The following is a 23,411-nucleotide window of genomic DNA, read 5'->3' on the forward strand; positions in this document are numbered from 1 at the left end:
ATGTCGAGAACAAAGTCCTTTTTTATTTCTTATTACGGCAGTATGATTAATTCCTTTGGATATTGGGTCAGAGCAACTGCCCCGTCCTTTGTTACGTGAACGTCATCCTCAATGCGCACGCCGCCGATTTCAGGCACATAAATCCCCGGTTCGATCGTGTAGACCATGCCTTCCTGCAGCAGTGTATCGTTGGCCTGGCTCATTGATGGATACTCATGGACAGAAATTCCGAGTCCATGCCCAAGCCGGTGAGGAAAATAGTCACCGTATCCCGCTTTTTCAATGATTCCGCGGGCGGTTAAGTCCAGATCTCCGATTCTCACACCGGGTTTGCTTGCCTCAATCGCGGCTTTTTCCGCTTGAAGTACAGTCTCGTAAATGGCCTCCTGCTTCGGATTGATGGTTTTGTAAGCAAACGTTCTTGTAATATCAGAGCAATAGCCGTCAAGAATAACACCGAGATCAAATAATACAAAATCACCTTTCTTCAACGTGGCTGTACCAGGATTTCCATGTGGCTGGCCTGATTTTTCTCCGAATAAAACCATTGTAGAGAAAGACATGCCCTGAATTCCTTTTTTCTTCAGCTCATACTCAATTTGAGCGAGCACTTCCACTTCACTGATGCCTTCACGCAAAGCGGCTGTGCCGACTTCAACACCGTAATCCGCAAGCTTTGCCGCCTCTTTCAGCAAACGAATTTCATTGTCATCTTTAATCAGGCGAAATTGATTGAGTGTTTCTTCTGCTGAAACAAATTGAGCCCCGCCCGTCGCGTGCTTCAGCTGTTCTGCACGAGATAGCGAGATTGAATCCTTTTCGACCGCAAGCGTATGTATGCTGATATTTCGCTTTTTCAAGGCCTTCTCTATCAGCTCCCACGGATTTTCGTGATCCGCATAGCCAATGATTTCATGATTCCAGCCTGCGTTGCGGGCCTGTCCTGCTTCCATTCCTGGACAAACAAAGAAAGGCTCCTCTTCTTGAAAAATAAATAACCCCATTAATCTTTCATGCGGCTCTGTGTAAAAACCGGTTAAGTAAAAAACATTTTCTTTCGTATGAATAAATGCGGCAGTATGCCCCGCTTCCTTCAGCCATGAAGAGACGCGTTGTATTCTATTCACTTCTTGTTCCTCCCTGCCATTTGCAATGCATTGTTCTGTCTTCCATTGTAACAGGTTTTACCGGTGTTTGCCTTTCACGACGCCTTCATTTTCTAATGCATTTTATTTCCTGCTCCTCTTCCTGTATACTGACAGTAACGTTCAATCGCAGGGGGGTTGTTCCGTTTGCTGATGAATTTTTTCAGACGAAAAGCAGTTATGCTCTTAACGGTTTTGGGAATTTCCGCTCCTTTTATCGGGATGAAGATGGTGGGCTTTTATTATTACAGCTCTATCATAGGCTGTGCAGCGGGTTTCCTTTGCTGCACCCTCGCTCTCATCCTAGTTATGAAAAGATCTGATAATGACAAAAATGAAGGGAAAGCTTGATACATAAAAAGCCAGCAGCCTGATTAGGCTGCTGGTTTTATTTTAGGAGTCTTAAACCGTTTAGTATGACCAAAATCGTGCTGCCCTCATGACCAATCACGCCAAATGGCAATTCCATCACCTGCAAAAAGTTTGCACAAATCAGCAGGCAGATTACAGCTAGAGAAAACACGATATTTTGTTTGATGATCCTGTTCATTTTCCGAGACAAGCGGCACATGTTTACGAGCTTTTTCAAATCGTTTTTCATGAGGACCATATCAGCGGTCTCAAGTGCTACATCTGTTCCGCCGCCCATCGCAATGCCGACATCCGCCGCTTTGAGTGCCGGCGCGTCATTGATTCCGTCACCCACCATTGCAATCGTTCCGAATTCTTCTTTTAACCGTTTGATTTCATTCACTTTTTGGTCAGGCAGGCATTCTGCCACGACAGTTGTCATGCCGGCTTCCTTGGCAATCGCTTGAGCCGTGTCTTCGTGATCTCCTGTCAGCATGGCCGTTTTAATCCCAAGTCGGTTCAGTTCTTCCATGACCTCTTTTGCTTCAGGCCTGATTTGGTCCTTCAGTGCGATACAGCCTGCTATTTGATCATCCTTTTTCACAAATACAATTGTATGACCGCTTTGAATGACATCTGATGCTGTTTGTTTCATAAATTGTGCTGCCATTTCCTCGCCGATAAAACCTGCTTTACCGACCTTCCATTTCGCACCCGACACTTCTGCCATAACGCCAAACCCTGAGGTTTCTTCTATAGATATGTAGCCGGACTGATTCACGCCGCGGCTTTCAGCGTACGCCGTTATGGCTTGGGCGAGCGGATGGCTTGATTGCGTTTCGATGGCATAGACAGCCTCAAGAACTTCCGCTTCACTGAATCCTTCTGCTATTCTGATCGTCTCTACGGCAGGCTGGCCTTTTGTTACAGTGCCGGTTTTATCAAAGGCGATCATTTGCACTGAGCCCAGCTGTTCAAGAAAGACGCTTCCTTTCACAAGCATACCGTTGCGGGCGCCATTTGAAATCAGGGACAGCGCCGCCGGCATAATAGAGGCGACAAGCGCACAAGGTGACGCGACAACCATAAACACCATTGCGCGGTAGAAGGTTTCACTCCAGCTCCAGCCCAGCGCAAAGTGCGGGACGAATAAAAGGAGCGCCACCGCAATTAGCACACCTTTCACATAAGCATTTTCAAATCGTTCGATGAAAGCCTGCGCGGGTGAAACACTATTTTGCGCTGATTCAACCAGTTTGATAATTTTTCTGAATAACGAATCTTCATTTGCTTTCGTGACACGGACAGTCAAGGAGCCATTGCGATTCACCGTTCCTGTGAATACAGCGTCGCCTCTGTTTTTTTCTACAGGCATTGATTCACCTGTTAAAGCCGACTCGTCAAGACTTGTCGAGCCCGATTCAATGATACCGTCTGCCGCTACGCGTTCTCCAGGTTTGATCACAATCATATCACCGGCCTGCAAGTCTGAAACCGGAACTCTTTTGGTTTCACCATTGACCATCAATGTCGCTTCTTCAGGCTCAAGCTGCATTAAAGACGTTAAATCTCTGCTGCTTTTATTCATCGTGTATGTTTCTAAAGCTCCGCTTAAGGAAAAAATAAATATTAAAATAGCACCCTCTGCCCAGTATCCGATCAAGGCGGAACCAACGGCAGCGAAAATCATTAAAAGTTCTACATTCAGCGTTTTGGATTCGAGTGTTTCTTCGATTCCTTCCTTTGCTTTAGCAAATCCGCCGATCACAAAAGCCAGCAAGAAAAGTATTATGGATAATACCTGATATCCGGATAAGAGCCAGCCTGCCAAAATAAGAGCTCCTGATACAAGTGCAGCAATAAGCTCCGCGTGCTGTGCCCAGTTTTTTTCCCTCTTGTCTGTTTTCAATGGCTCGTGCGGGTCGCGTTGAACGATAACTTGTTCATTCATATCGAATTCTCCTCTCTAATTGAGAACGTAAATCATCTTCATTTCTCTTATAAAAACAAAATCGCTGCCCAAAAGGCAGCTTTATCGTCAGTTATTTCTTGATGTCTTCCTTTATTATAGCACGCACGAAGAGAATTTCAATTATAATTATTTTAATTTCTTTTTGATAATAATTATCATTAATGTTTACTCACTTCTTCTCTATATGAAAAAAGCTGAGAGTCGATGCTCTCAGCTATTCTTCCGTCCATTCCTTCAGTTGTTCCGCCGTCATCGGGCCAATTTTTGTTTTTTCAATTTCTCCCTTTTCATTCAGCAAAAATGATGTTGGGATCGTGATGATATGATACTCCTTCATCAATTCCCCTTTTGAGTCAAGGACAATTGGAAACGTCAGCTTATTTGCTTTAATAAAGTCTTCAACGACTTGCTGATTTTGTTCCGAATTCACTAAATTCACCGTTACCAGCTTTACACTGTCGGATGGATGGGCATCATAAAACGATTGAAACTGCGGAAGCTCCTTTTTGCAGGGCGGACACCATGACGTCCAAAAATGGAGAATTGTTTTTTGCCCTTTATTCGGAATCGAGATGTCCTCCCCTTCTATCGTTTTCATAAGAAAAACAGCGGGAACAGCAGGCTGTTTTTCCTCAGCTTGTGCCGCACCTGGAAACCATGCAATCAACCCTAATAACATAATGTATATAGTAAGCAAGCGCTTCGTCAACATGGAATCTTCCTTTCATGCTTTTCAATTAGCTTGCCCCTGCAGTTCCTTTATCATCCTTCAATTCGCGGCGTTCTGGTCCCTCCCGTAAGAAATACGGATACCTTCAATGCTTTGCAGATCGTGGCATAGTGCAGGCTCGTCAAAAGAATCATGCCAGTGTTCATTCCAAGGATAATCCCGAGCATTTGCAGATTCTCCATTGATCCCAGTACATACATCATACTTAGCGCAACGATATGGCTCCATACATTGTGATAAAAAGCCTCTTTCACAAAACCCATCCCGATTAAGCACGCCTGCAGCGGCATGACAAACAGATGAAAGAGAAAGTAAGGCCACAACAGCTGCAAGTAATACTGCGCTTCAGGAGAGTGAAAAAACAAATGCGTGAGAGGTCCCGCAAACTGGAACATGACCCAGACGGCAGGTATACCGTAACCTAATGTAATGAAAATCGACTGTTTCAGCCTTTTTAACACGATGTCATACTGAGAAAGTGCATAAGCTTCCGAAATACTCGGTATCATGACGACCATTAACGAATGGGCAATAAAAGCAGGGAACGACCCTATCGTCACAGCCACTCCTGCCAGCATTCCGTATTGATCGATCGCCGCTGTCCCGGCAACGCCCGCAGCCAAAAGAGCTCCTTTTACTAAAAAGGGTTCAATTGCATTGACAACCGCATGAAAAATGCGCAGTCCTGTTGTAGGAATTGAAACAGCAAGCAGTCTTTTCCTTACATCCTTTCCGCGCAAATGAATGTGCTGCTGGCCGGATAACGTCCGCCTTGCCATGATAAATTGTGAATATAAATAAACAAGCACGACCACATCACTCACGACTAGAACAAACAAGGAAATCAGCACAGCCATGTCCAATTCAAATGAGTACCATTGAAAAAAGAGGAATAAGCACAAGAGCTGGATGATTTTTTTCAGCACATTGGCAATTGCGATCTTCCCCATTTTCTGCACACCCATAAAGTAGCCCCTGGCGATTGAAGTAAAGGCGACAACAGGAATTAAGCCGATGACAATCCCTTTAATAAACGGGTGGTATGTATCAAATACCGGTATAAACGGAAGCGCAATACTAGCGGCGATAGTAGAAAAAGCAGTAAAAATGGCTGTCATTCTGAAAGCGTGCCTCAGCATGCTTTCATGAAGCTTAGGATTTGACTCGGCAATGAATTTAGAAATGGATATCGGCAGTTCCAGGCTCGCGATGACAATAATTAAAAAGATCGTGGGCAAAATACTCATGTAAAGCCCCATCCCATGCTCGCCAAGCTCCCGCGCCAAAATCATATTGACGAAAAATTCAAGGCATTCAGCGAAAAAGGCGGCAATGGATAAAAGAATGATCCCTTTCACAAATCGATTCATGATGTCTCTCCTTGTCTCTTGTACTACCAACATCATATGAGACAAGTTCAAAAATTATTTTATTTTTACTCTTTATATGAAAAAAAGCACAGCTGAGACAAATTGTCTCTTCTATGCTTAGACGGCAAAAACGTGTCTGCCGATTTTTTCTACGATTTTTCTTGAACGAATCCAATTATCTGACGCTGTTTTCGGATTATAAAAGAATATGGCATCTGTTTCTCTATTTTTTGAGGACAACGCTTCTTCGGCAGCTTCAATCGATTCTTTATCAGGCTTTTGGTTAATGCTCCCGTTTGCGACCGGTTCAAAGGCGTTTTTCTGATAAATAACTCCTCTTATCGTATCAGGAAAACCTTTTTTCTCCGTCCTGTTCAGTACAACGCTTGCTACAGCGACCTTGCCTTTATATGATTCTCCTTTGGCCTCTGCGTGAACGAGACGGGACAGCAACTCTTTCTCAGACTGTGTATATGTTTCTTTCTCATCATTTGTTTTGTCCGGTTTATCTTTCTCTTTCTTTTCAGTGTGTGCTGATAGCTTAATCGGTTTTATTTTCTTGTCCTTATCAGCAGACAGTGAAGGGAAAGATTCATTCGTATTTCGATCTATATGTGTAAGCCATTTCGCTTCTTCATGTTTTGTCTTCTTTGCGCTCAGTAGTGAAGCTTGTGTATGCTCAATTTTGGCTGCAGGCATGAAACAAAGAAGAAAAACAGCCAGAGCAGTGAATTTCGTTGTCATACAGTTTCCTCCTTAAAGTGCTCCAAAAAACACTTCATAACCTTAACAAGAGATCCATTCATTTTCACGGAAAAAGATTTTCCAACTCTCCCAAGGAGGTATCAGGATGGAATAAAGAGGATGACTCACTGCTTAATGGCAAAAAAACAGTCTGAAATTCTATAAATATTGTCAAATTAAAACATGTTTATCCATCTTTGACACTTTACATTTTATTTACGCCTGTTACAGACAGCTGTAATAAAAGGCTTGTATTCTGTCATATATGATAAAAAGGCTTCTCACGTATGAGAAACCTTCAGCTTCTTGGCTGTTCTAAGTATTGAAAAATAACATCTCCGCCTTGCTGGGCAATTCCTCGGAAATGTTTAAAATCATCTTGTTTAGATAACACGGCCCTGAAATCAAGAAAATGCTCTTTCTGGACTCTCAGTTCGTTTATGGCGCCGGTGCGCAGCTGTTCAATCATTTCTGTTATTTCTTCGGGACGCAACGAAAATCCCCCCTTTTCTTTCTATTGACGAAAATCAATATATCATCTTTATAGCGACAGAACAATTCATAAGGGAGATAAAACTCCTTATCGCTTTACTTCTCAATGAAAATACTGCAAAATACTTTCAAAAGGCATTATTATGTTTAAAGGAGAGGAAGCTTGTGAAAATCGCTAAGGTTGGGAATGTCATTGAATTTAAAAACGGATTAACCGGTGTTGTTGAAAAAGTAAATGAGAATTCTGTTATCGTTGATGTGACGATCATGGATAACTATCGGGATCTTGAGTTAGATTCATTGACAGTTGTTAATCATAAAAATTATAAGATCATCAGAGACTCCTATTAAAACCTCCTTATTTCCACATTTATTCAAAAACTGCAAGACGGACAATTTAACACCTTACATATGAAATTCGCTTTCTCAAAAGCTGCCGGCCGGCAGCTTTTTTACATAAAAAACACCGATCATGAATCGGCGTTTTTGTCTATTTCCGTTATTTCTATATAGAACTCGCTGACGGCCCCTGGTTCGTACAGGTTGGTCAATGATGTTGAATAATTTGTCATTTCCCCCCGGAAGGCAAGATCGCGTTCCGGAACCTCGACATTAAACGTTTTTTCATACAACAGGACAGCGATATCATGGTAAGTCTCACTCGTAACGTTTAAGGTAAATGCAATTTTTCGCTTCGGCTCGCTCTCCTCTTGATATGCAGCCATTTCTAACGTTACATTGTTTAACCGCAATGTCTTCACTTCATATCACTCCTTTATAGTCCATGCATCTTAGCATACCTTAGCGAATGTTTACAATGAATCTGTTCTTAACGGTTATATGAACCAATTCACTCGAAAAGACACCTTTACAAACATACGTTCGTTAAATTATAATAAAACAGACGAGCTGCCATCCAGCATCCCGTCTTTTCATTAGAAAGCGGCGAGTGGAATTCCCCCCGGATTCGCTCGTCTTTTTTATGTAAAAACCCCCTCATTTCTAAGGAGAAACTATATGGTCGATTATCAACAAGTCATGTTTCACCATGCGTACCTTGGCGCCTTGAATTTCCCCATCCTTTAATGAGAGCGGTCAATCAATTCTCATCATGTTTTTTTGATAAACCAGCATCCATTCAGGAAGTATATGAGTGTATGCTTTTAAAGTTCTAGTTAGTCGTGCGCTTCCATATCGATCCTGAACAATTCTGAATGAAATGCAATAATCCTGCTATCAAGGTAGCATGTGTATGACTTAAATCATGGAAGCAGAATAAATTCAACACATCCGTAATTACTTGAAATGCGTACTATAACATAAGTTTGAATGTGTATTTCAAGCCCAATGTAATGCCTAGTATAGAACATTTCGGGAGAAGGGCCTATGGAATGCCCTCACTGTTTTACCCGCACTCGTAATAAACTCCTTTCAGTATGTCCATTTAGAGATTCATTGCAATTATCTTCGAATTTTGTTCTGAACTATAAATCATTATATATTTTTAAACACTGTATTCCAGACTGACGCATCTTCTTGTCCAAGACTCCAGCTGCCAAGACCTTTCAGATTATATTTTTGAGCTAGTTTTATTTTTGCTCTGAGTGACTGTTCATTTTCAAACCATAATGTATATGTTCCCGAAGGCAACGGCCCTTTGTTATCGTGATTGACAGTAAAAATAGCTTTTGGAGATTGACTCTTTGTGTCAAAAATAATTGTCCCGCTATGCCTTTTTACTAATGAGTCAACAAGGTAAAGGGGAATGGCTTGAGAGGCAGATTGGCCTTCCATCCAGCAGCGGCCATAGAATGGCAATCCTAAAACTAGTTTTTGAGGAGAGATTTTTTGGGTCAGAACATATTGAATGGACTTTTCCACCCATCCTACACTTGCGGTAGGCCCAGCAAGACAGCTTTCATCATAGGCCATAACCATAAGATAATCTGCATATTTAGCTAAATACTCGTAATCATATGATCCGTGCCAGCCCTTCGTCCAGCCAAAAGGATTTGCCGCCACTGCAACTGATACTTCTTTATGTCTAGGAATACTTTCCCTTACCAATCTAACAAAATCTGTAAATAGATTCCGATCTTTTTCTGTAAGGTTTTCTATATCGATATTAACTCCGTCCAAATCCAGTTCTTCTATTGCATGAGAAATTTGTTTAGCTAAAAGAACTCGGTTCATTAATGCAAATCGTCCCAAATCCTGATCCCAATGATTGCTTAGAAAAGGAACTACTTTTAATTTTCTTCTATGAAGAGCTTTAATCACATCGGGATTAGCTGAACGGAGAAGTAATGATCCATCTTTTCTGATATAGAAAAAATCAGGAGACACAACATTTAATACTCCGTTCGTTTGATCAACGTGTTGAATAAAATCCCATCCTAATCCAGAATAGAAATAGCTCATTTGAAACATCTCATAACCCCTTCATCCCCAAAAATATCAAGTTCCCCACAAATAAAAAAATGAGGATTGCCATTTCAATTTGATTCGTTTCCGAAACCTCAAAGATTACCTTTCTCTTATCTTTATAATTTGTCCAGGATAAATTCTATCTGAAGAAAGCTTATTAAGATTCATAAGTTGTTGTACCGGAATTTTAAAGGATTTGGCAATCGTCCATAATGTATCGCCGGATTCCACATGATATACTTCGTATGTCACGGGAAATTCCATATAACGAGAAGTTCTTTTTACTTTATTCGCTTGATTTCTTATTTTAGGTATTTTCCCCTTCATTCATATTACTCTCCTTTAGAATAATTTGTTATTAATATTTCTAAACCGTTTCTTTCTAATCTTAATGATTTGTCCAGCATATATTTGATCTGATTTGAAATGATTAAGCTCCATGAGTTGCTGCAGGGAAACATTATACTTATTGGCAATTATTGATAATGTTTCACCGGGAGTAACATGATGGATCACGTATTTTTCTTTGAGAACATCTACATAATGAATGGTTTCCCCTAAGTTTCTTATAATTCCTCTGCTTTTTAGCACCTCAAGCATTCTCTCGGCTCTATGCCGATAGGAATCATTCTTTACAGCCTTTTTACCGTTTATCTGAATCTTTTTTCTCTCGCTATCATGATTCAAATAGTATTTAACCTTTTCCAATGTTTCTTTTGGGGAGGAAGAAACGATGAGATCGCGGCCAGGTTTGAATTTACCTCGAACTGCTGGTGTATCCGATGTCAATAAAAACCCCCCGGAACCAAGAATCTCATAGGTGCGTTGTGTAAGTTGGCTTTCACAGTTTTGCAAACCGATAATGATTTTTGCTGAACTGTAAACTTTATATGCTTCAGTATAATCAAGGTATCCATGGATCCAATTGCGGGGAATTTCTCTTCCTATACATTTACTCATTTTTTCCCAGTTTCTCCCCCAAAAATCAATGCGAATACCCTTCCGTATAAGAGGACGAATAAGCGTTTTTAAAGAGGACGAACGGAACACTTCCGGATGTTCTTCAAGAAAATTAGGGTAAGCATTAGCCACCACTGCTATATCACAACTGTATTTCGCTAATGGTTTAATCTGGTGATGTATACTTTCGTGAAATGCAAAGTCTAAGTGAGCTGCTTTAATCCCCATGCTTTCATAAGTTTTACACAGAGAAGGCGTAACCGTGAAAACAAAATCTGGTTTCATCTTTTTAATTAATGGGATAGTAAAGTTTTGAGTGTGCAGCGGGTCTTCAGTTGCCCAATAAACGAGAGGGATATTCACCTTTTTAGTAGCGTTGCGAATCCAGGCCTGCTTTTCCCTTGAATGCTCTGGTGTCCATCCCATAGATACTATTAGATCTGGTTTAAATTCGTCTATCATTTCAGTGATATTTTCCCGACTTACAGGACCGGAAATCATTACGGTATGTCCTGCTTCCCTAAACCCATTCGGTAAACCATAGAGCCACATGGGATGACTCTCAAGGAAAAGAATTTTCACACATTTCCATCCTCTCTTTCACTTTTTAATGTCTACTTTATTGGTATGTATATGTAATATAACTTGTCGCGGTACTAGTCTATAAAAAAACGTTCAGGTGTGAGATCACGTGATAGCTTGTGTGGGATGCCCCACAAAAAAAGAAAGCAACCTACAACATATTTTCCTATGTGGTTATTCAGGACATAAGGATTCCTTTAAATATTTTCAAAAGTATTAGAATACAAGGACAGGGATATTATTTTTTATTAAAAGTCAAGAGCCCCCGTTACTTTAAGTACATTTATTCACAAAGTAATCTTTTTTACAGGTCATTTAGTGGTAGCCCCAGGAAAATGCGAATTTACAACGTTAATCAAATTCAAACATAAAAAAGTCGAATTCCCTGTCCTTTAAGGAAAACGACTTTTTTATGCGACTTCTTCAAGTAAATCCCCATTAACCTTTTTTGGGGACTATTTGTAATCTCTGCGCAGTGAAATTATACCTGTGCTAGCCCGCCATCTACGAACAATTCAACACCCGTCAAGTAACTGCTTTCGTCTGAAGCAAGGAAAGATACAGCGTTTGCTACTTCTTCAGGTGTCCCAACTTTTCCAGCTGGAACAGTATTTCTGCTATTTTCCAGTACCTCTTCAAGTGCATCACCAAAAAGCTCATCGTAGGCAGGTGTAAGAATACCTCCTGGACTAACCACATTTACACGGATTTCAGTACCTTTTAGGTCAAGAATCCAGTTGCGAACTAGTGCTCTTAATGCTGCTTTAGATGCTCCATATACACTAAACGCTGGGTTGCCAATTGATCCAGCAGTAGAGCCCGTTACAATAATAGAACCTACTTTGTCCGGGAATAGTGATAATGCTTTTTGAACAGTAAAGATGGTTCCTTTAACGTTAATGTCGAACGTTCTATCAACCTGCTCTTCGGTAATTTCACCTAATGGAAGGAAGTTGCCGATGCCTGCATTAGCAAAAAGAATGTCCAACTTACCTTTTTCCTGCTTTATAATGTCATATAGTTTGTCTAAGTCTTCAAGCTTAGAAATATCACCTTGAACACCGGTTACGTTCTTGCCAATTTGGTTAACAGCTTTATCAAGTTCGTTTTGTCTACGTCCCGTGATATAAACATATGCACCTTCGTTTACAAATTTTTGTGCTGTAGCAAGACCAATCCCACTTGTTCCACCCGTTACAAGCGCTATTTTACCTTCAAATTTACCCATACTTAACACTCCTTTTGAATTAATTTTATTTTATGTCTAGTACCTTTAAGTACTTGAAGAACAACTTACAAGATATAGTATCCTTCAGTAAGCACATTATCGGAAGTACCCACTTTTTTGTGATATAGTAACTAAAAAGTAATAAATGTGGAATGGAGAGCTTTAGACATGAAAAAAAAATTTAGTTGTGGGTTTGAAGTGACAAAGGAAGTTATTGGCGGAAAATGGAAAGGCCTTGTATTATACTTTTTAATGAATGGACCAAAGAGAACGAGTGAATTAAACCGCATTATCCCAAATATAACTCAGAAAATGCTGATTCAAACACTTAGAGAGCTTGAAGCCAGTGGACTTGTGAGCAGAAAGATGTATAATCAAGTACCGCCGAAGGTTGAATATTCATCCACTGAACTTGGAGAATCTCTTAAACCTATCTTACAGGAGCTCTGTCAATGGGGAAGCCATTATGCGGAGCAAGAGTATGCAGAAGGTGAATATGAAATTGTACAACCAGAACAACTAAGTTAGGATTGATGTAGCTGCTGAAGTAAATGCTAAACAACTTCAATACCATCACCTAACAGATGAAGAACAGTCAGAAATAAATCAGATATTCAATTTTGAAAGTGAAGTTCTAATAAGAAGTGTCGATTATATTCAGGAGAACTTTGATGAAATTCAAAAAAGAGCTGTTTCAAATGTTAAAGAGAAGATTCAGAAACTTAGCCAAAAAATAATGAAGATATTGATAATAATATTTAATGCCTATGATCTCTAGATAGGCATTTTTTCTTTCGGATAAAAAAGAAAAGACGTACAAATTGTACGCCTTAATCTGCTTCTGTACTATCAATTTTTCACTGCATAAAAGTCACAGTTCAGGTTGCACCTCAGGTCACACTTTTTAATAAAATTTCCATGAGTAGAGCCATTTTCAGGTTTGACTTTTCCCACTTTTATTGAGCTTAGTGCGGGTCACACTCCGGTCACAATTCGCTGTGACTCGGTCACAATTCCGCTGAAAATTAGCACTGAATGTTCGGATTTTACTGTGACTCCACTTCGTTTCACACTCCGTATCACACAACGGAATAATTAACGATTATCAATCGTCTCCGGATACAAGTCATGATTCATCATGCGGTACTCGGCCATTTTCTCATATTTCGTGCCAGGTTTTCCGTAGTTTGTGTATGGATCGATGGAAATTCCGCCTCTTGGCGTGAATTTGCCCCATACTTCGATGTAGCGCGGGTCCATTAATTCAATCAAGTCATTCATGATGATATTCATGCAGTCCTCGTGGAAGTCACCATGGTTTCTGAAGCTGAATAGATACAGCTTTAATGATTTGCTTTCAACCATTTTTTCATCAGGAATGTAGCTGATGTAGATTGTCGCAAAGTCAGGCTGCCCTGTTTTAGGACATAAAGATGTGAATTCCGGACAATTGAATTTTACAAAGTAGTCACGGTTTACATGTTTATTAGGGAAGGATTCCAGCACGTCCGGTGCATATTCGAACAAATAATTTGTACCTTGGTTGCCTAGCAATGTTACACCTTCTAATTCTGATTCTTTTCTTGTCGTCATGTTCATCTTCCTTTCTATTATACTCCGCGTTTGTTGCCCCATAACAGGGTGTGCAGCTGCGGGAGCACTCTGACGAGATTCAGCTCCGCATCGACAGCTACCTTATCAACAAGCGCTTCATATTTTCCAAGCAAATGTGCAATCAGTGACTGATCATCTGTCGTATGCACGTCATCATTTCCGACTTGTAAATAAAACGGGATTCCCGGATACCGCTTGTGCACAGTTTTGGCAAATTCCAGATCTTCATCATTAAAGATGACAACCTTCAAGCTGACAGCATGCTGTCTATCATTCTCTTGAAGTGAAGTTAAAATGTGGTCAAGCTTTTGAAAGTTCGTTACCATTTTTGAGCTTGGCGGTTTTGGAGAAATTGTCAGGTCATCAATCAGCGTAAACCAATCCTGATAAACGGTCCCTTGAGTTTCAAGCGCTGCACGGATGTTATTTTCCTTCAGCAGTTCAATAAAAGCATCCAGCTGTTTTAACAGAGCCGGGTTACCGCCTGAGATCGTCACATGAGAAAACGCGTCTCCCCCAATGTCCTTAAGCTCCGCAAAAATCTCCTCCGCCGTCATCCAGCGAATATCTTTTTTAGCAGACCCGTCCCAAGTGAAAGCGGAGTCACACCAGCTGCAGGAATAATCGCAGCCGGCTGTCCGGACGAACATCGTTTTCTGTCCGATCACCATGCCTTCTCCTTGAATCGTCGGGCCGAAAATTTCTAATACAGGAATTCCTTTAGCCATTCAAACCACCCTTTTTCGGACGGTAGACACAGTAGCTTGTCGGTGTTTCACGGACAAACACCTGTACACAGGTCGGCTTATTCTCCAAAGTGTCTAAATAAGCCTGTACGTTATCATAAATCGTTTTCGCCACGACTTCAGTTGTCGGCAGCGAATACCGGTCGTCCTGAGAAAAATCTTCATGATCATTTAATAGCGTGTGATCATAGTTTCCGTGCACCAGTTTTTTGAGTACGCTGAAATTGACAAGAAAGCCTGAATCGTCAAGTTCGTCGCCGGCAACGGTTATATTTACGGTATACGTATGCCCGTGAACCCTGCTGCACGCTCCCGCACTTTCCCGAGGGATAAAATGAGCGGCTGAGATATGCATGTCCTTATTCAGTTCAAACGAATAAGGATGCTGGGCCTGCGGATAAATTTGAGATAACAATTTATGCACGCTCTCCTTTCATCACCATATATTCTTCATAACCTTTTGAACGAAGGTGACATGCCGGACATTCGCCGCAGCCGTCTGCGATGATGCCGTTATAGCATGTCAGCGTGTTGTTTTTCACAAAATCCAGCGCGCCAAGCTCATCTGCAAGCTTCCACGTTTCCGCCTTATTGAGCCACATGAGAGGCGTGTGGATCACAAACGGCTTCTCCATTGCCAGATTTACCGTGACATTGCAAGATTTCACGAATTCGTCACGGCAGTCAGGGTAACCGCTGAAGTCTGTCTCGCAAACTCCTGTAATAATGTGGCGCGCGCCAATTTGGTAAGCCAGGATAGACGCAAAGGATAAGAATACCAAATTGCGGCCTGGAACGAATGTGGATGGCAGTTCGCCGTCTTTTACTTCTATCTCAATATCATTTCTAGTCAGGGCATTCGGTGCAAGCTGATTTAAAAGTGACATATCAAGCAAATGATTTTTCACACCAAGCTTTTCCGCAATGGATTTTGCCACTTCAATTTCCTGCGAATGTCGCTGATTATAATGAAAAGTCACCGTTTCGACTTCTTCGAATTCTTTTAAGGCCCACAGTAAGCATGTTGTGCTGTCTTGACCGCCGCTAAATACGACAATTGCTTTTTCTTTTTTCATGATTCCTCTCCTTCTCCGCAATAAAAACGCCGGCGAGAGACATCGCTACAGCTAATTCACGCAAAAAAACACCTTTTTTCGGAAGGTGCTCTAGAAAAACATAAAAAAGGCCGTATCCAAGGATACAGCTCGTCCTTAGTTTTTTATAGAGGGTGTAGCTAGAACCTCTCCCGCATATCGCACGGATTTTCTTCAATTTTTTCACTTCTGCTATCTTACCATAATGTTGTTTTTCATGACAATAAAAAAGTCAATCCCCGGTTCCTAGATCAATTATCGCTCTATAGTGACGGTTCGCTTCATTATATATATTTATAAACTGCGCCGTCGAGGAGCCTTTTTGCATAGCAAAGCGCCTATTAAGGCCAAGCTCACATAGCCAAACAAGGGATAAATCGTTGAAATAAGCTTGCCATACCCTATTTGGCTCGTAATATAAGCCGTGATCATAATAGCTGTAAAGATATATTTGCTTTTCACTGGAAGAAAGCTTTGCACTTGTTTTTCTAATCCATATAGATTACCGATAACTGATGTGAACACTTCTCCGAAAATAATGAGTAAATAAATCAAATGGACAGAACGTGCAAAGAGATAAACCACTTGCGCCATCGGTATATCATATAAAAATACATCCGGAAGAGTCGACAAAGACAGAAAACTCGCGGACAGCACAATCGTCAGCATCGTCCCTCCGATTAAAGCGCCTTTTTTGATCACTTTCTCCGAGGACATTTCATTCGCCAGCGGAACCAAAACTGCTTGGGCAAGCGATAAATTCAAAGCCCCGTAAGAAACAGCTGATAACAGCCAATCCCAGCGATGCGGCCAGACCCACTGAGCTGCGTTTCGTGATTCGCTGAATATAAAAGAGTCGGCCACTACAATCATTGAAAAGAGGATTAAAAGGGGAACAACAAACACATTGACACCGAAAATGCCTTTTACTCCTCTAGTCATCACAATTAAGCTCAGACCGATTGTAATGAGCATCCCAATCTGAGCGGACATCCCCAATTGTTCCTCAAAAAGCGCCCCTGCTCCTGAAAGCATGACAGATGTAACTCCGAGGAGAACAAACAGCATAAATACATTGATAATCCGCCCAGCCGCCGCCCCGAACAAAAAGATGTTCATTTCTTGATATGACTTGGCATTGATTCGCTTTGAAATGATCATCAGCTTGGCGCCCAGAAACGTAAACATTCCGCCGCTGACGAGAATGCCGAATAAACCGAACCAGCCGAACTTCAGAAAAAACTCAACAATTTCTCTGCCAGTCGCAAATCCAGCTCCGACTACTGTGCCGACATACACAAAAGCAAGCTGACTTGCAGACCCTTTTGATTGTTCCATTTCTCCCCTCCGAACGAACCGCAGTTTTGTCCATAGATGCCTTTTTATAACCTATGAGACAAGTTCCTTGAAAAGACGAAGAAAACATGTTTTACTTTGTAACAAATTAAAAAAAGTTGTGCAAAAGACTTGAAAGTCAAAGATGGTCAGAGTATACTATTAATCAAAGTTGGTCAAACAAACCGGCCTTTTTTAAAAATCAATTGGTCAAAGATAGTCAAATATTCAGTCTGCTTTGAGCATATTGGTTTGAATGCCGTTAAGTTTGCCGTATACTAATAGTCAAAGAAGGTCAAATCCAATAGACCTTTTTATTCACTTTCATTGGTCAAAGAAGGTCAAATTATTAAGGAGGTTTTGGCAAATGCGTTGTCAACATTGTCATCAAAACGAGGCGACGATTCGCCTTAACATGCAAATAAATTCCGTTCATAAACAGATGGTTCTTTGTGAAACTTGCTATAACGAACTGACCCGTAAACCTTCAATGAGTATGGGTCCTCAATCTTTCGGATTTCCGTTTGAACAGGCATTCCAGCCGAAAGAAAAGAGCGCAGCAAAACAAAGCGGAAAAAAAGGGTTGCTTGATGAGCTGGCTCAAAATATTACAAACGGTGCAAAAGCCGGTCTCATTGACCCCGTCATCGGCCGTGATGATGAAGTGGCGCGAGTGATCGAAATTCTAAACCGCCGGAACAAAAACAATCCGGTTCTTATTGGTGAGCCGGGTGTAGGGAAAACTGCCATCGCTGAAGGGCTCGCTTTAAAAATTGCTGAAGGTGATGTTCCAAACAAACTGAAAAACAAAGAGCTATATTTGCTTGATGTTGCATCCCTTGTTGCAAACACAGGGATCAGAGGCCAATTTGAGGAGAGAATGAAACAGCTGATCACTGAGCTGAAGGAACGAAAAAATGTCATTCTGTTCATTGATGAAATTCACCTTCTCGTCGGCGCAGGCTCTGCAGAAGGATCAATGGACGCCGGCAACATTCTCAAACCGGCCCTAGCCAGAGGCGAACTGCAAGTCATTGGCGCGACAACACTGAAAGAATATCGTCAAATCGAAAAAGATGCCGCGCTGGAAAGACGTTTTCAGCCTGTCATGGTGCAGGAGCCTTCAATTGAACAGGCTATCCTCATTCTGCAAGGGATTAAAGACAAATACGAGGCGTACCATGGCGTAACATTCAGTGATGAAGCAATCAAAGCGTGTGTCACTTTATCATCCCGCTACATTCAGGACAGACACCTGCCGGATAAAGCAATTGATTTATTAGATGAAGCAGGTTCAAAAGCCAACCTGTTAATTGATGAACTGAATGATGAGGATGCCGCTGAACGCTTAACTGCAATTGAAGCCGAAAAAACAAAAGCCCTGGAAGAAGAAAATTACGAACTGGCGGCAAAACTCCGTGATGAAGAACTCGCATTGGAGAAAAAACTGAACAGCTCCTCCGCTCATACCGCTGTCACTGTGGAAGCTGAGCACATTCAGGAAATTGTTGAACAAAAAACAGGCATCCCTGTCGGCAAACTGCAGGCAGACGAACAAACGAAAATGAAAGAGCTTGAAGCAAAACTTCATGAACGCGTGATTGGACAAGAAGCCGCTGTTCAAAAAGTGGCAAAGGCGGTAAGACGAAGCCGCGCCGGTTTAAAATCCAAAAACAGACCAGTCGGCTCCTTCCTCTTCGTCGGTCCTACCGGCGTAGGGAAAACAGAGCTTTCTAAAACACTGGCAGATGAATTATTCGGCACAAAAGACGCTATTATCCGACTCGATATGAGCGAATACATGGAGAAACACGCCGTATCTAAAATTATCGGTTCACCGCCTGGATATGTCGGCCATGAGGAAGCTGGACAATTAACTGAGAAAGTGCGCCGCAATCCTTACAGCATTGTGTTGCTGGATGAGATTGAAAAAGCACACCCAGACGTTCAGCATATGTTCCTGCAAATTATGGAAGATGGCCGTCTGACAGACAGCCAAGGCAGAACTGTAAGCTTCAAAGACACAGTGATCATCATGACAAGTAATGCGGGTGCTGGTGAGAAACAAACGAAAGTCGGTTTCCAATCAGATGACAGTGTCATCGAAGAACAAACATTGATTGATTCACTGAGCATGTTCTTTAAACCTGAGTTCCTCAACCGTTTTGACAGCATTATTGAGTTCCGCTCATTGGAAAAAGAACATCTTGTCAAAATCGTCAGCCTTCTTCTTGGAGAACTTGAAGAAACATTGGCTGAACGGGGCATTAGCTTGAATGTTACAGATGAAGCGAAAGAAAAAATCGCTGAGCTGGGCTACCACCCTTCATTCGGTGCACGTCCGCTTAGAAGAACCATCCAAGAATGGGTTGAGGATGAAATGACCGATCTGCTGCTTGATAATGGCGAGATCACCAGTTTTCACGTGATTTTAGAAGATGATAAAATCAAAGTGCGAGCAAAATAACAATCAGCGGTTTCCTTTTAGGAAGCCGCTTTTTTTATACTTTCATACTCTTGACTTAGAAATTACCGTCCCTTCTCCTGAAGCGCTACTTCCCTTCATCCTTTACACTTTTTTTAAGGAGGGATGGAACATGTTTATATACAGTGAATATGTATTTCTACTATTATATGAATACCATCTGAAGGACAGCTTGCAAGCAAGCTGCTAATTTCAGTAGACCCCCGGGCTTTTCAATTTTGGAGAGCCCGTTTTTGTTTATTTCTCCCTTCTATGCCTCTTCCTTGAATATTTCATGAACAAATTCACAATGTCCCTAAAGTTCCGGGCACCAAAACCGATATTAACCATAGACAAGCTAGTAAAAAAGGATTTGGTGAAAACTATGGATAAAACTTCGTTAATCGGTATTATTCTTGCTTTTGTGGCATTGAGCGTCGGGATGGTTCTGAAAGGCGTCAGTTTCAGCGCCCTTGCAAACCCCGCTGCCATTTTAATTATTATCGCCGGGACAATCTCAGCAGTCGTTATTGCGTTCCCAACAAAAGAAATTAAAAAAGTGCCTACGCTGTTTCGAGTGTTATTTAAGGAAAATAAACAGCTCACAATAGAGGAACTCATTCCTATGTTCTCTGAATGGGCTCAGCTTGCACGCCGCGAAGGTCTGCTTGCTTTAGAAGCAAGCATTGAGGATGTAGATGATGCTTTCTTGAAAAACGGGCTCAGCATGGCTGTTGACGGGCAAAGCGCGGAATTTATAAGAGATATTATGACAGAGGAAGTCGAAGCAATGGAGGACAGGCACCAAGCAGGAGCCGCTATTTTTACACAAGCAGGAACGTACGCTCCGACACTTGGAGTACTCGGCGCTGTAATCGGGCTGATTGCCGCTCTCTCTCATATGGATAACACAGATGAGCTTGGACACGCCATCAGTGCCGCCTTTGTTGCCACACTTCTCGGTATCTTTACAGGGTATGTGTTATGGCATCCTTTCGCAAATAAATTAAAACGAAAATCAAAACAGGAAGTAAAACTGCGTGAGGTCATGATTGAAGGTGTTTTATCCGTTTTAGAAGGACAAGCACCGAAAGTCATCGAACAAAAGCTTTTAATGTATCTTCCTGCGAAGGACCGCTTGAAATTTGCAGAACAAGGAGAGGCGCAAAATGGCGAGAAAAAAGAAGAAGAAGCATGAGGACGAGCACGTTGATGAATCATGGCTCGTTCCTTACGCCGACATCCTTACTCTTCTCCTGGCATTGTTTATTGTGCTGTACGCGAGCAGCTCGATTGACGCAGCTAAGTTTCAAATGCTCTCAAAATCATTTAATGAAGTTTTTACAGGCGGAACCGGTGTACTGGACTACTCCAGTGTCACTCCTCCTGAAAACGAGTCAGACGGCATCGATGAAGTGAAAAAGGAAAAAGAAGAGAAAGAGAAAAACAAGAAAGAAAAAGAAAAAGCAGCTGATCAAGAAGAACTTGAAAATGTGAAGAGCCAGGTGGAAAAGTTCATCAAAGATAAAAAGCTGGAACATCAGCTGGAGACGAAGATGACTAGTGAAGGCCTTCTGATTACGATTAAAGACAGCATCTTCTTTGATTCTGGAAAAGCGACCATCCGTAAGGAAGATGTGCCGCTTGCAAAAGAGATTTCAAATCTTCTTGTGATTAACCCGCCAAGAAATATCATTATCAGCGGACATACTGATAATATGCCAATTAAAAATTCTGAATTCCAATCAAACTGGCATTTAAGCGTCATGAGAGCGGTAAACTTTATGGGGCTCCTGATTGAAAACCCCAAGCTCGATGCAAAAGTGTTCAGCGCCAAGGGTTATGGCGAGTATAAACCGGTGGCTTCCAACAAAACTGCGGAAGGCCGAAGCAAAAACCGGCGGGTTGAAGTTCTCATTTTGCCAAGAGGCGCAGCGGAAACAAATGAAAAATAGCAAAAAAGGAAGCCTTGTGACATATCAGGCTTCCTTTTTTTACTTATTATGAAACTGTTTTGCGTTTAATCCTACTCTTTTTAACATTTCGGTGCACATCTCTACCTCTTCTTCGCTTAATACGCTGATCATTTCATCAATTTCAGCAGCGTGATCAGGGAAAATATCGTTCAAAAGACCGATGCCTTTTTCAGTAATTTGCGCAAATGTCACTCGTCTGTCTGTAGGAGACGCTTTCCGAATGAGAAGTTCTTTTTGCTCCAGCTTATCTACAACGTATGTGATGCTCCCGCTAGCCAAGAGAATTTTATCTCCTATCTGCTGCAGCGGCTGATCACCTTTATGGTACAAAAGCTCTAGCACAGCAAATTCAGTCGGATTCAGCCCATGCTTATGAATATGCTTATTCATATGATCGTTAATAGACCGATACGCGCGCGACAGCACGATAAATAACTTCAGTGATTTTTCTGTCATGTCTCAATCATCCTTTTAGAAACCGTTACAGAGAAACATTAATAAACAAAGACCAAAATGTCAATAAAAATCTTTCCAATATTTCTCTTCTTTTTTAAAATGTAAGCATGCCAACACCTTTTTCTAATTTTTTTGGTTATTTTTTCTTATTAAAGAAGAAGAAACAATGATATAATACCTCTAATCAGGTGTATGTTGGAGCGATGCAAATTGAAAATACTAAAAGGCGCCTGCGGGAGAGTCAAACTTTATATCATACTGGTCGTGATTCCGGCAATCGTCATCAGCTTTTTCGTATATGAAAAAGAAAAAGATACAATAGCTGCAGAACATAAACAAGAAGCAAGTGTCCTGCTAAACCTTCACCGCAACAAAATCAATTATTTAATCGGAGAAACAATGGCGAGAATGACCTCCTTGTCCATCGCCATCGACAGACCGGTTGATATAAAGAAAATGCAGTCAATTTTGGAAAAGACCTTTGATTCAGAGCCGAGATTTTCCGGTCTCTATTTTCTCAATGCCAAAGGAGACGTCACCGCAAGCACAACCGAATTAAAAACGAAAGTAAACCTGGCCGACAGATCTTTTTTTACAAAAGCAAAGGAAACTAAAAAGACAGTCATTTCAGATAGTTATTCGAGCAGAATTACTGGTCAGCCAATTTTCACAATTTGTGTGCCTGTTTTGGACTCAAAACGAAATGTGACAGATTATCTTGTCGCAGCTATTCAAATTGATTATTTGAAAAATCTCATTAACTTGCTGAGCCCTGATGTTTATATTGAAGTTGTGAACCAAGACGGGAAAATGATTTTTGCGAGCGGACAAGCCTCTCATGCAGAGGATCAGAAACCTGTCAGCGGATATCTGGATGATATCAGCTGGAATATGAAAGTCTATCCGAACCCGGTCACAATAGAAGAACTGTCGAAAAGCCTTGTGCTTCCGCTTTCATGTATTATTGTTCTGCTGAATATCCTTTTTATTCTCGTGCTGTATTATTTGCTGAAGCGGCAGACCCAGCTGGAGCGCTCAGAAAACGAGGCGCAAAAATTAGAGCTGATCGGGACGCTTGCTGCCAGCACAGCCCATGAAATCCGTAACCCCCTCACCGGGATAAGCGGCTTTATTCAGCTGTTGCAAAAGAAATATAAAGGTGAGGAAGATCAGCTTTACTTCTCCATTATCGAACAGGAGATAAAGCGCATCAATCAAATAGTGAGTGAGTTTCTCGTTCTCGGCAAGCCGACAGCTGAAAAATGGGAGCTGAACTCACTTCAGGACATTATCGGAGAAATTATGCCGATCATTTATTCTGAGGGCAATCTATACAATGTTGAAGTCGAATTACAGTATTTAACCGAGCAGCCCTTACTCGTAAAATGTACAAAAGATCATATTAAACAAGTGATTTTAAATGTAGCAAAAAATGGCCTCGAGTCAATGCCTGAAGGAGGCAAACTGACGATCTCCCTAGGAGCTTTAGATAAAAAAGCCATAATCAAAGTTGTGGATAACGGTGAAGGGATTTCTCAGGAAATGCTGGATCACATCTTCCTTCCCTTTGTTACTTCTAAAGAAAAAGGAACCGGTCTCGGCCTTGTTGTTTGTAAACGGATCGTGCTGATGTACGGAGGCTCTATTCATATTGAAAGTGAAGTGCGAAGAGGCACAGAGGTGACAATCACCCTCCCCGTATCCGCATCATAGCCCCCCTGACCA

At 41.5% G+C, this 23,411-nt stretch carries 24 protein-coding genes and 1 riboswitch; of the genes, 7 read left to right on the forward strand and 17 right to left on the reverse strand.

Going from position 1 to position 23,411, the window contains the following annotated elements:
* Positions 1-32: 32 nt before the first annotated feature.
* Positions 33-1,127: a di/tri-peptidase gene (gene papB / locus NYE22_RS14745; protein WP_015715797.1), complete on the reverse strand. Its 1,095-nt coding sequence runs from the start codon at positions 1,125-1,127 to the stop codon at positions 33-35.
* Between the two features lie 165 nt (positions 1,128-1,292).
* Between papB and NYE22_RS14750 the strand changes: the two genes are divergently transcribed.
* The gene (locus NYE22_RS14750) at positions 1,293-1,496 is read left to right on the forward strand and encodes a hypothetical protein (protein ID WP_342411935.1); all 204 of its coding nucleotides are present in this window, start codon (positions 1,293-1,295) and stop codon (positions 1,494-1,496) included.
* Between the two features lie 37 nt (positions 1,497-1,533).
* Here the strand turns inward: NYE22_RS14750 and pfeT are convergent, their stop codons facing one another.
* The 5 genes from pfeT to NYE22_RS14775 form a co-directional block, all read right to left on the reverse strand.
* The gene (gene pfeT / locus NYE22_RS14755; RefSeq protein WP_072174299.1) at positions 1,534-3,447 is read right to left on the reverse strand and encodes a metal-transporting ATPase PfeT; all 1,914 of its coding nucleotides are present in this window, start codon (positions 3,445-3,447) and stop codon (positions 1,534-1,536) included.
* 235 nt (positions 3,448-3,682) lie between these two features.
* Positions 3,683-4,180 carry a sporulation thiol-disulfide oxidoreductase StoA gene (gene stoA / locus NYE22_RS14760; RefSeq protein ID WP_003245444.1) on the reverse strand — a complete coding sequence of 166 codons (498 nt, stop codon included), beginning with the start codon at positions 4,178-4,180 and terminating at the stop codon, positions 3,683-3,685.
* 50 nt (positions 4,181-4,230) lie between these two features.
* Entirely contained in the window at positions 4,231-5,568 is a 1,338-nt protein-coding gene (gene ykvU, locus NYE22_RS14765) for a sporulation protein YkvU (protein WP_342411936.1), read from the reverse strand.
* 117 nt (positions 5,569-5,685) lie between these two features.
* Entirely contained in the window at positions 5,686-6,312 is a 627-nt protein-coding gene (locus NYE22_RS14770) for a cell wall hydrolase (protein ID WP_003232442.1), read from the reverse strand.
* Positions 6,313-6,610: 298 nt separating this feature from the next.
* A complete protein-coding gene (locus NYE22_RS14775) occupies positions 6,611-6,805 on the reverse strand; it encodes a hypothetical protein (RefSeq protein ID WP_003218622.1) in 195 nt (64 codons plus the stop codon).
* A 164-nt stretch (positions 6,806-6,969) separates the two neighbouring features.
* Between NYE22_RS14775 and NYE22_RS14780 the strand changes: the two genes are divergently transcribed.
* A complete protein-coding gene (locus NYE22_RS14780) occupies positions 6,970-7,155 on the forward strand; it encodes a YkvS family protein (RefSeq protein WP_003232446.1) in 186 nt (61 codons plus the stop codon).
* A gap of 119 nt (positions 7,156-7,274) precedes the next feature.
* On the opposite strand, the gene NYE22_RS14785 is transcribed toward NYE22_RS14780, so the two are convergent.
* The 5 genes from NYE22_RS14785 to NYE22_RS14805 all read right to left on the reverse strand — a co-directional run bounded on the left by NYE22_RS14785 (position 7,275) and on the right by NYE22_RS14805 (position 12,001).
* Positions 7,275-7,565, reverse strand: a complete 291-nt coding sequence (locus NYE22_RS14785) for a YkvR family protein (RefSeq protein WP_003245399.1) — start codon at positions 7,563-7,565, stop codon at positions 7,275-7,277.
* Positions 7,566-8,298: 733 nt separating this feature from the next.
* Positions 8,299-9,234, reverse strand: coding sequence for a glycosyl hydrolase family 18 protein (locus NYE22_RS14790; protein ID WP_342411937.1), 936 nt, complete (start codon positions 9,232-9,234; stop codon positions 8,299-8,301).
* A gap of 96 nt (positions 9,235-9,330) precedes the next feature.
* Complete coding sequence (locus tag NYE22_RS14795) at positions 9,331-9,558, reverse strand: LysM peptidoglycan-binding domain-containing protein (protein ID WP_251232905.1); 228 nt, start codon at positions 9,556-9,558, stop codon at positions 9,331-9,333.
* Positions 9,559-9,573: 15 nt separating this feature from the next.
* Positions 9,574-10,773: a spore protein YkvP gene (gene ykvP / locus NYE22_RS14800; protein ID WP_342411938.1), complete on the reverse strand. Its 1,200-nt coding sequence runs from the start codon at positions 10,771-10,773 to the stop codon at positions 9,574-9,576.
* 481 nt (positions 10,774-11,254) lie between these two features.
* Positions 11,255-12,001 (reverse strand): glucose 1-dehydrogenase, encoded by a 747-nt coding sequence (locus NYE22_RS14805; RefSeq protein ID WP_003245309.1) that lies wholly within the window; start codon positions 11,999-12,001, stop codon positions 11,255-11,257.
* 168 nt (positions 12,002-12,169) lie between these two features.
* Here NYE22_RS14805 and NYE22_RS14810 point away from each other — a divergent pair, with 168 nt between their 5' ends.
* Positions 12,170-12,529, forward strand: a complete 360-nt coding sequence (locus NYE22_RS14810; protein WP_161621542.1) for a winged helix-turn-helix transcriptional regulator — start codon at positions 12,170-12,172, stop codon at positions 12,527-12,529.
* Between the two features lie 567 nt (positions 12,530-13,096).
* Here NYE22_RS14810 and queF read toward each other — a convergent pair.
* The 5 genes from queF to NYE22_RS14835 form a co-directional block, all read right to left on the reverse strand.
* The gene (queF, locus tag NYE22_RS14815) at positions 13,097-13,594 is read right to left on the reverse strand and encodes a preQ(1) synthase (protein ID WP_003218613.1); all 498 of its coding nucleotides are present in this window, start codon (positions 13,592-13,594) and stop codon (positions 13,097-13,099) included.
* A gap of 17 nt (positions 13,595-13,611) precedes the next feature.
* The gene (queE, locus tag NYE22_RS14820) at positions 13,612-14,343 is read right to left on the reverse strand and encodes a 7-carboxy-7-deazaguanine synthase QueE (protein WP_003232460.1); all 732 of its coding nucleotides are present in this window, start codon (positions 14,341-14,343) and stop codon (positions 13,612-13,614) included.
* Positions 14,336-14,785 carry a 6-carboxytetrahydropterin synthase QueD gene (gene queD, locus NYE22_RS14825; RefSeq protein WP_003232462.1) on the reverse strand — a complete coding sequence of 150 codons (450 nt, stop codon included), beginning with the start codon at positions 14,783-14,785 and terminating at the stop codon, positions 14,336-14,338. The genes queE and queD overlap by 8 nt, the downstream gene beginning before the upstream one ends.
* Positions 14,778-15,437, reverse strand: a complete 660-nt coding sequence (gene queC / locus NYE22_RS14830) for a 7-cyano-7-deazaguanine synthase QueC (RefSeq protein ID WP_021479407.1) — start codon at positions 15,435-15,437, stop codon at positions 14,778-14,780. The genes queD and queC overlap by 8 nt, the downstream gene beginning before the upstream one ends.
* Before the next feature lie 129 nt (positions 15,438-15,566).
* Positions 15,567-15,611: riboswitch (PreQ1 riboswitch) on the reverse strand.
* 138 nt (positions 15,612-15,749) lie between these two features.
* Positions 15,750-16,793 carry a hypothetical protein gene (locus NYE22_RS14835; RefSeq protein ID WP_342411939.1) on the reverse strand — a complete coding sequence of 348 codons (1,044 nt, stop codon included), beginning with the start codon at positions 16,791-16,793 and terminating at the stop codon, positions 15,750-15,752.
* A gap of 364 nt (positions 16,794-17,157) precedes the next feature.
* Here NYE22_RS14835 and clpE point away from each other — a divergent pair, with 364 nt between their 5' ends.
* The 3 genes from clpE to motB all read left to right on the forward strand — a co-directional run bounded on the left by clpE (position 17,158) and on the right by motB (position 21,209).
* Positions 17,158-19,257, forward strand: a complete 2,100-nt coding sequence (gene clpE / locus NYE22_RS14840; protein WP_029317717.1) for an ATP-dependent protease ATP-binding subunit ClpE — start codon at positions 17,158-17,160, stop codon at positions 19,255-19,257.
* Between the two features lie 382 nt (positions 19,258-19,639).
* The gene (gene motA, locus NYE22_RS14845) at positions 19,640-20,452 is read left to right on the forward strand and encodes a flagellar motor stator protein MotA (protein ID WP_003244739.1); all 813 of its coding nucleotides are present in this window, start codon (positions 19,640-19,642) and stop codon (positions 20,450-20,452) included.
* Positions 20,424-21,209, forward strand: coding sequence for a flagellar motor protein MotB (gene motB, locus NYE22_RS14850; protein WP_003232473.1), 786 nt, complete (start codon positions 20,424-20,426; stop codon positions 21,207-21,209). Before motA ends, motB begins: the two co-directional genes overlap by 29 nt.
* A 39-nt stretch (positions 21,210-21,248) precedes the next feature.
* Here the strand turns inward: motB and mhqR are convergent, their stop codons facing one another.
* Entirely contained in the window at positions 21,249-21,686 is a 438-nt protein-coding gene (gene mhqR / locus NYE22_RS14855; RefSeq protein ID WP_003232475.1) for a MarR family transcriptional regulator MhqR, read from the reverse strand.
* Between the two features lie 192 nt (positions 21,687-21,878).
* Here mhqR and kinD point away from each other — a divergent pair, with 192 nt between their 5' ends.
* Positions 21,879-23,399: a sporulation kinase KinD gene (gene kinD / locus NYE22_RS14860; RefSeq protein WP_015252216.1), complete on the forward strand. Its 1,521-nt coding sequence runs from the start codon at positions 21,879-21,881 to the stop codon at positions 23,397-23,399.
* The last annotated feature ends 12 nt before the right edge of the window (positions 23,400-23,411 follow it).

Origin of the sequence: Bacillus sp. FSL K6-1560 (assembly GCF_038592935.1) — a bacterium.
Classification (GTDB): domain Bacteria; phylum Bacillota; class Bacilli; order Bacillales; family Bacillaceae; genus Bacillus; species Bacillus subtilis.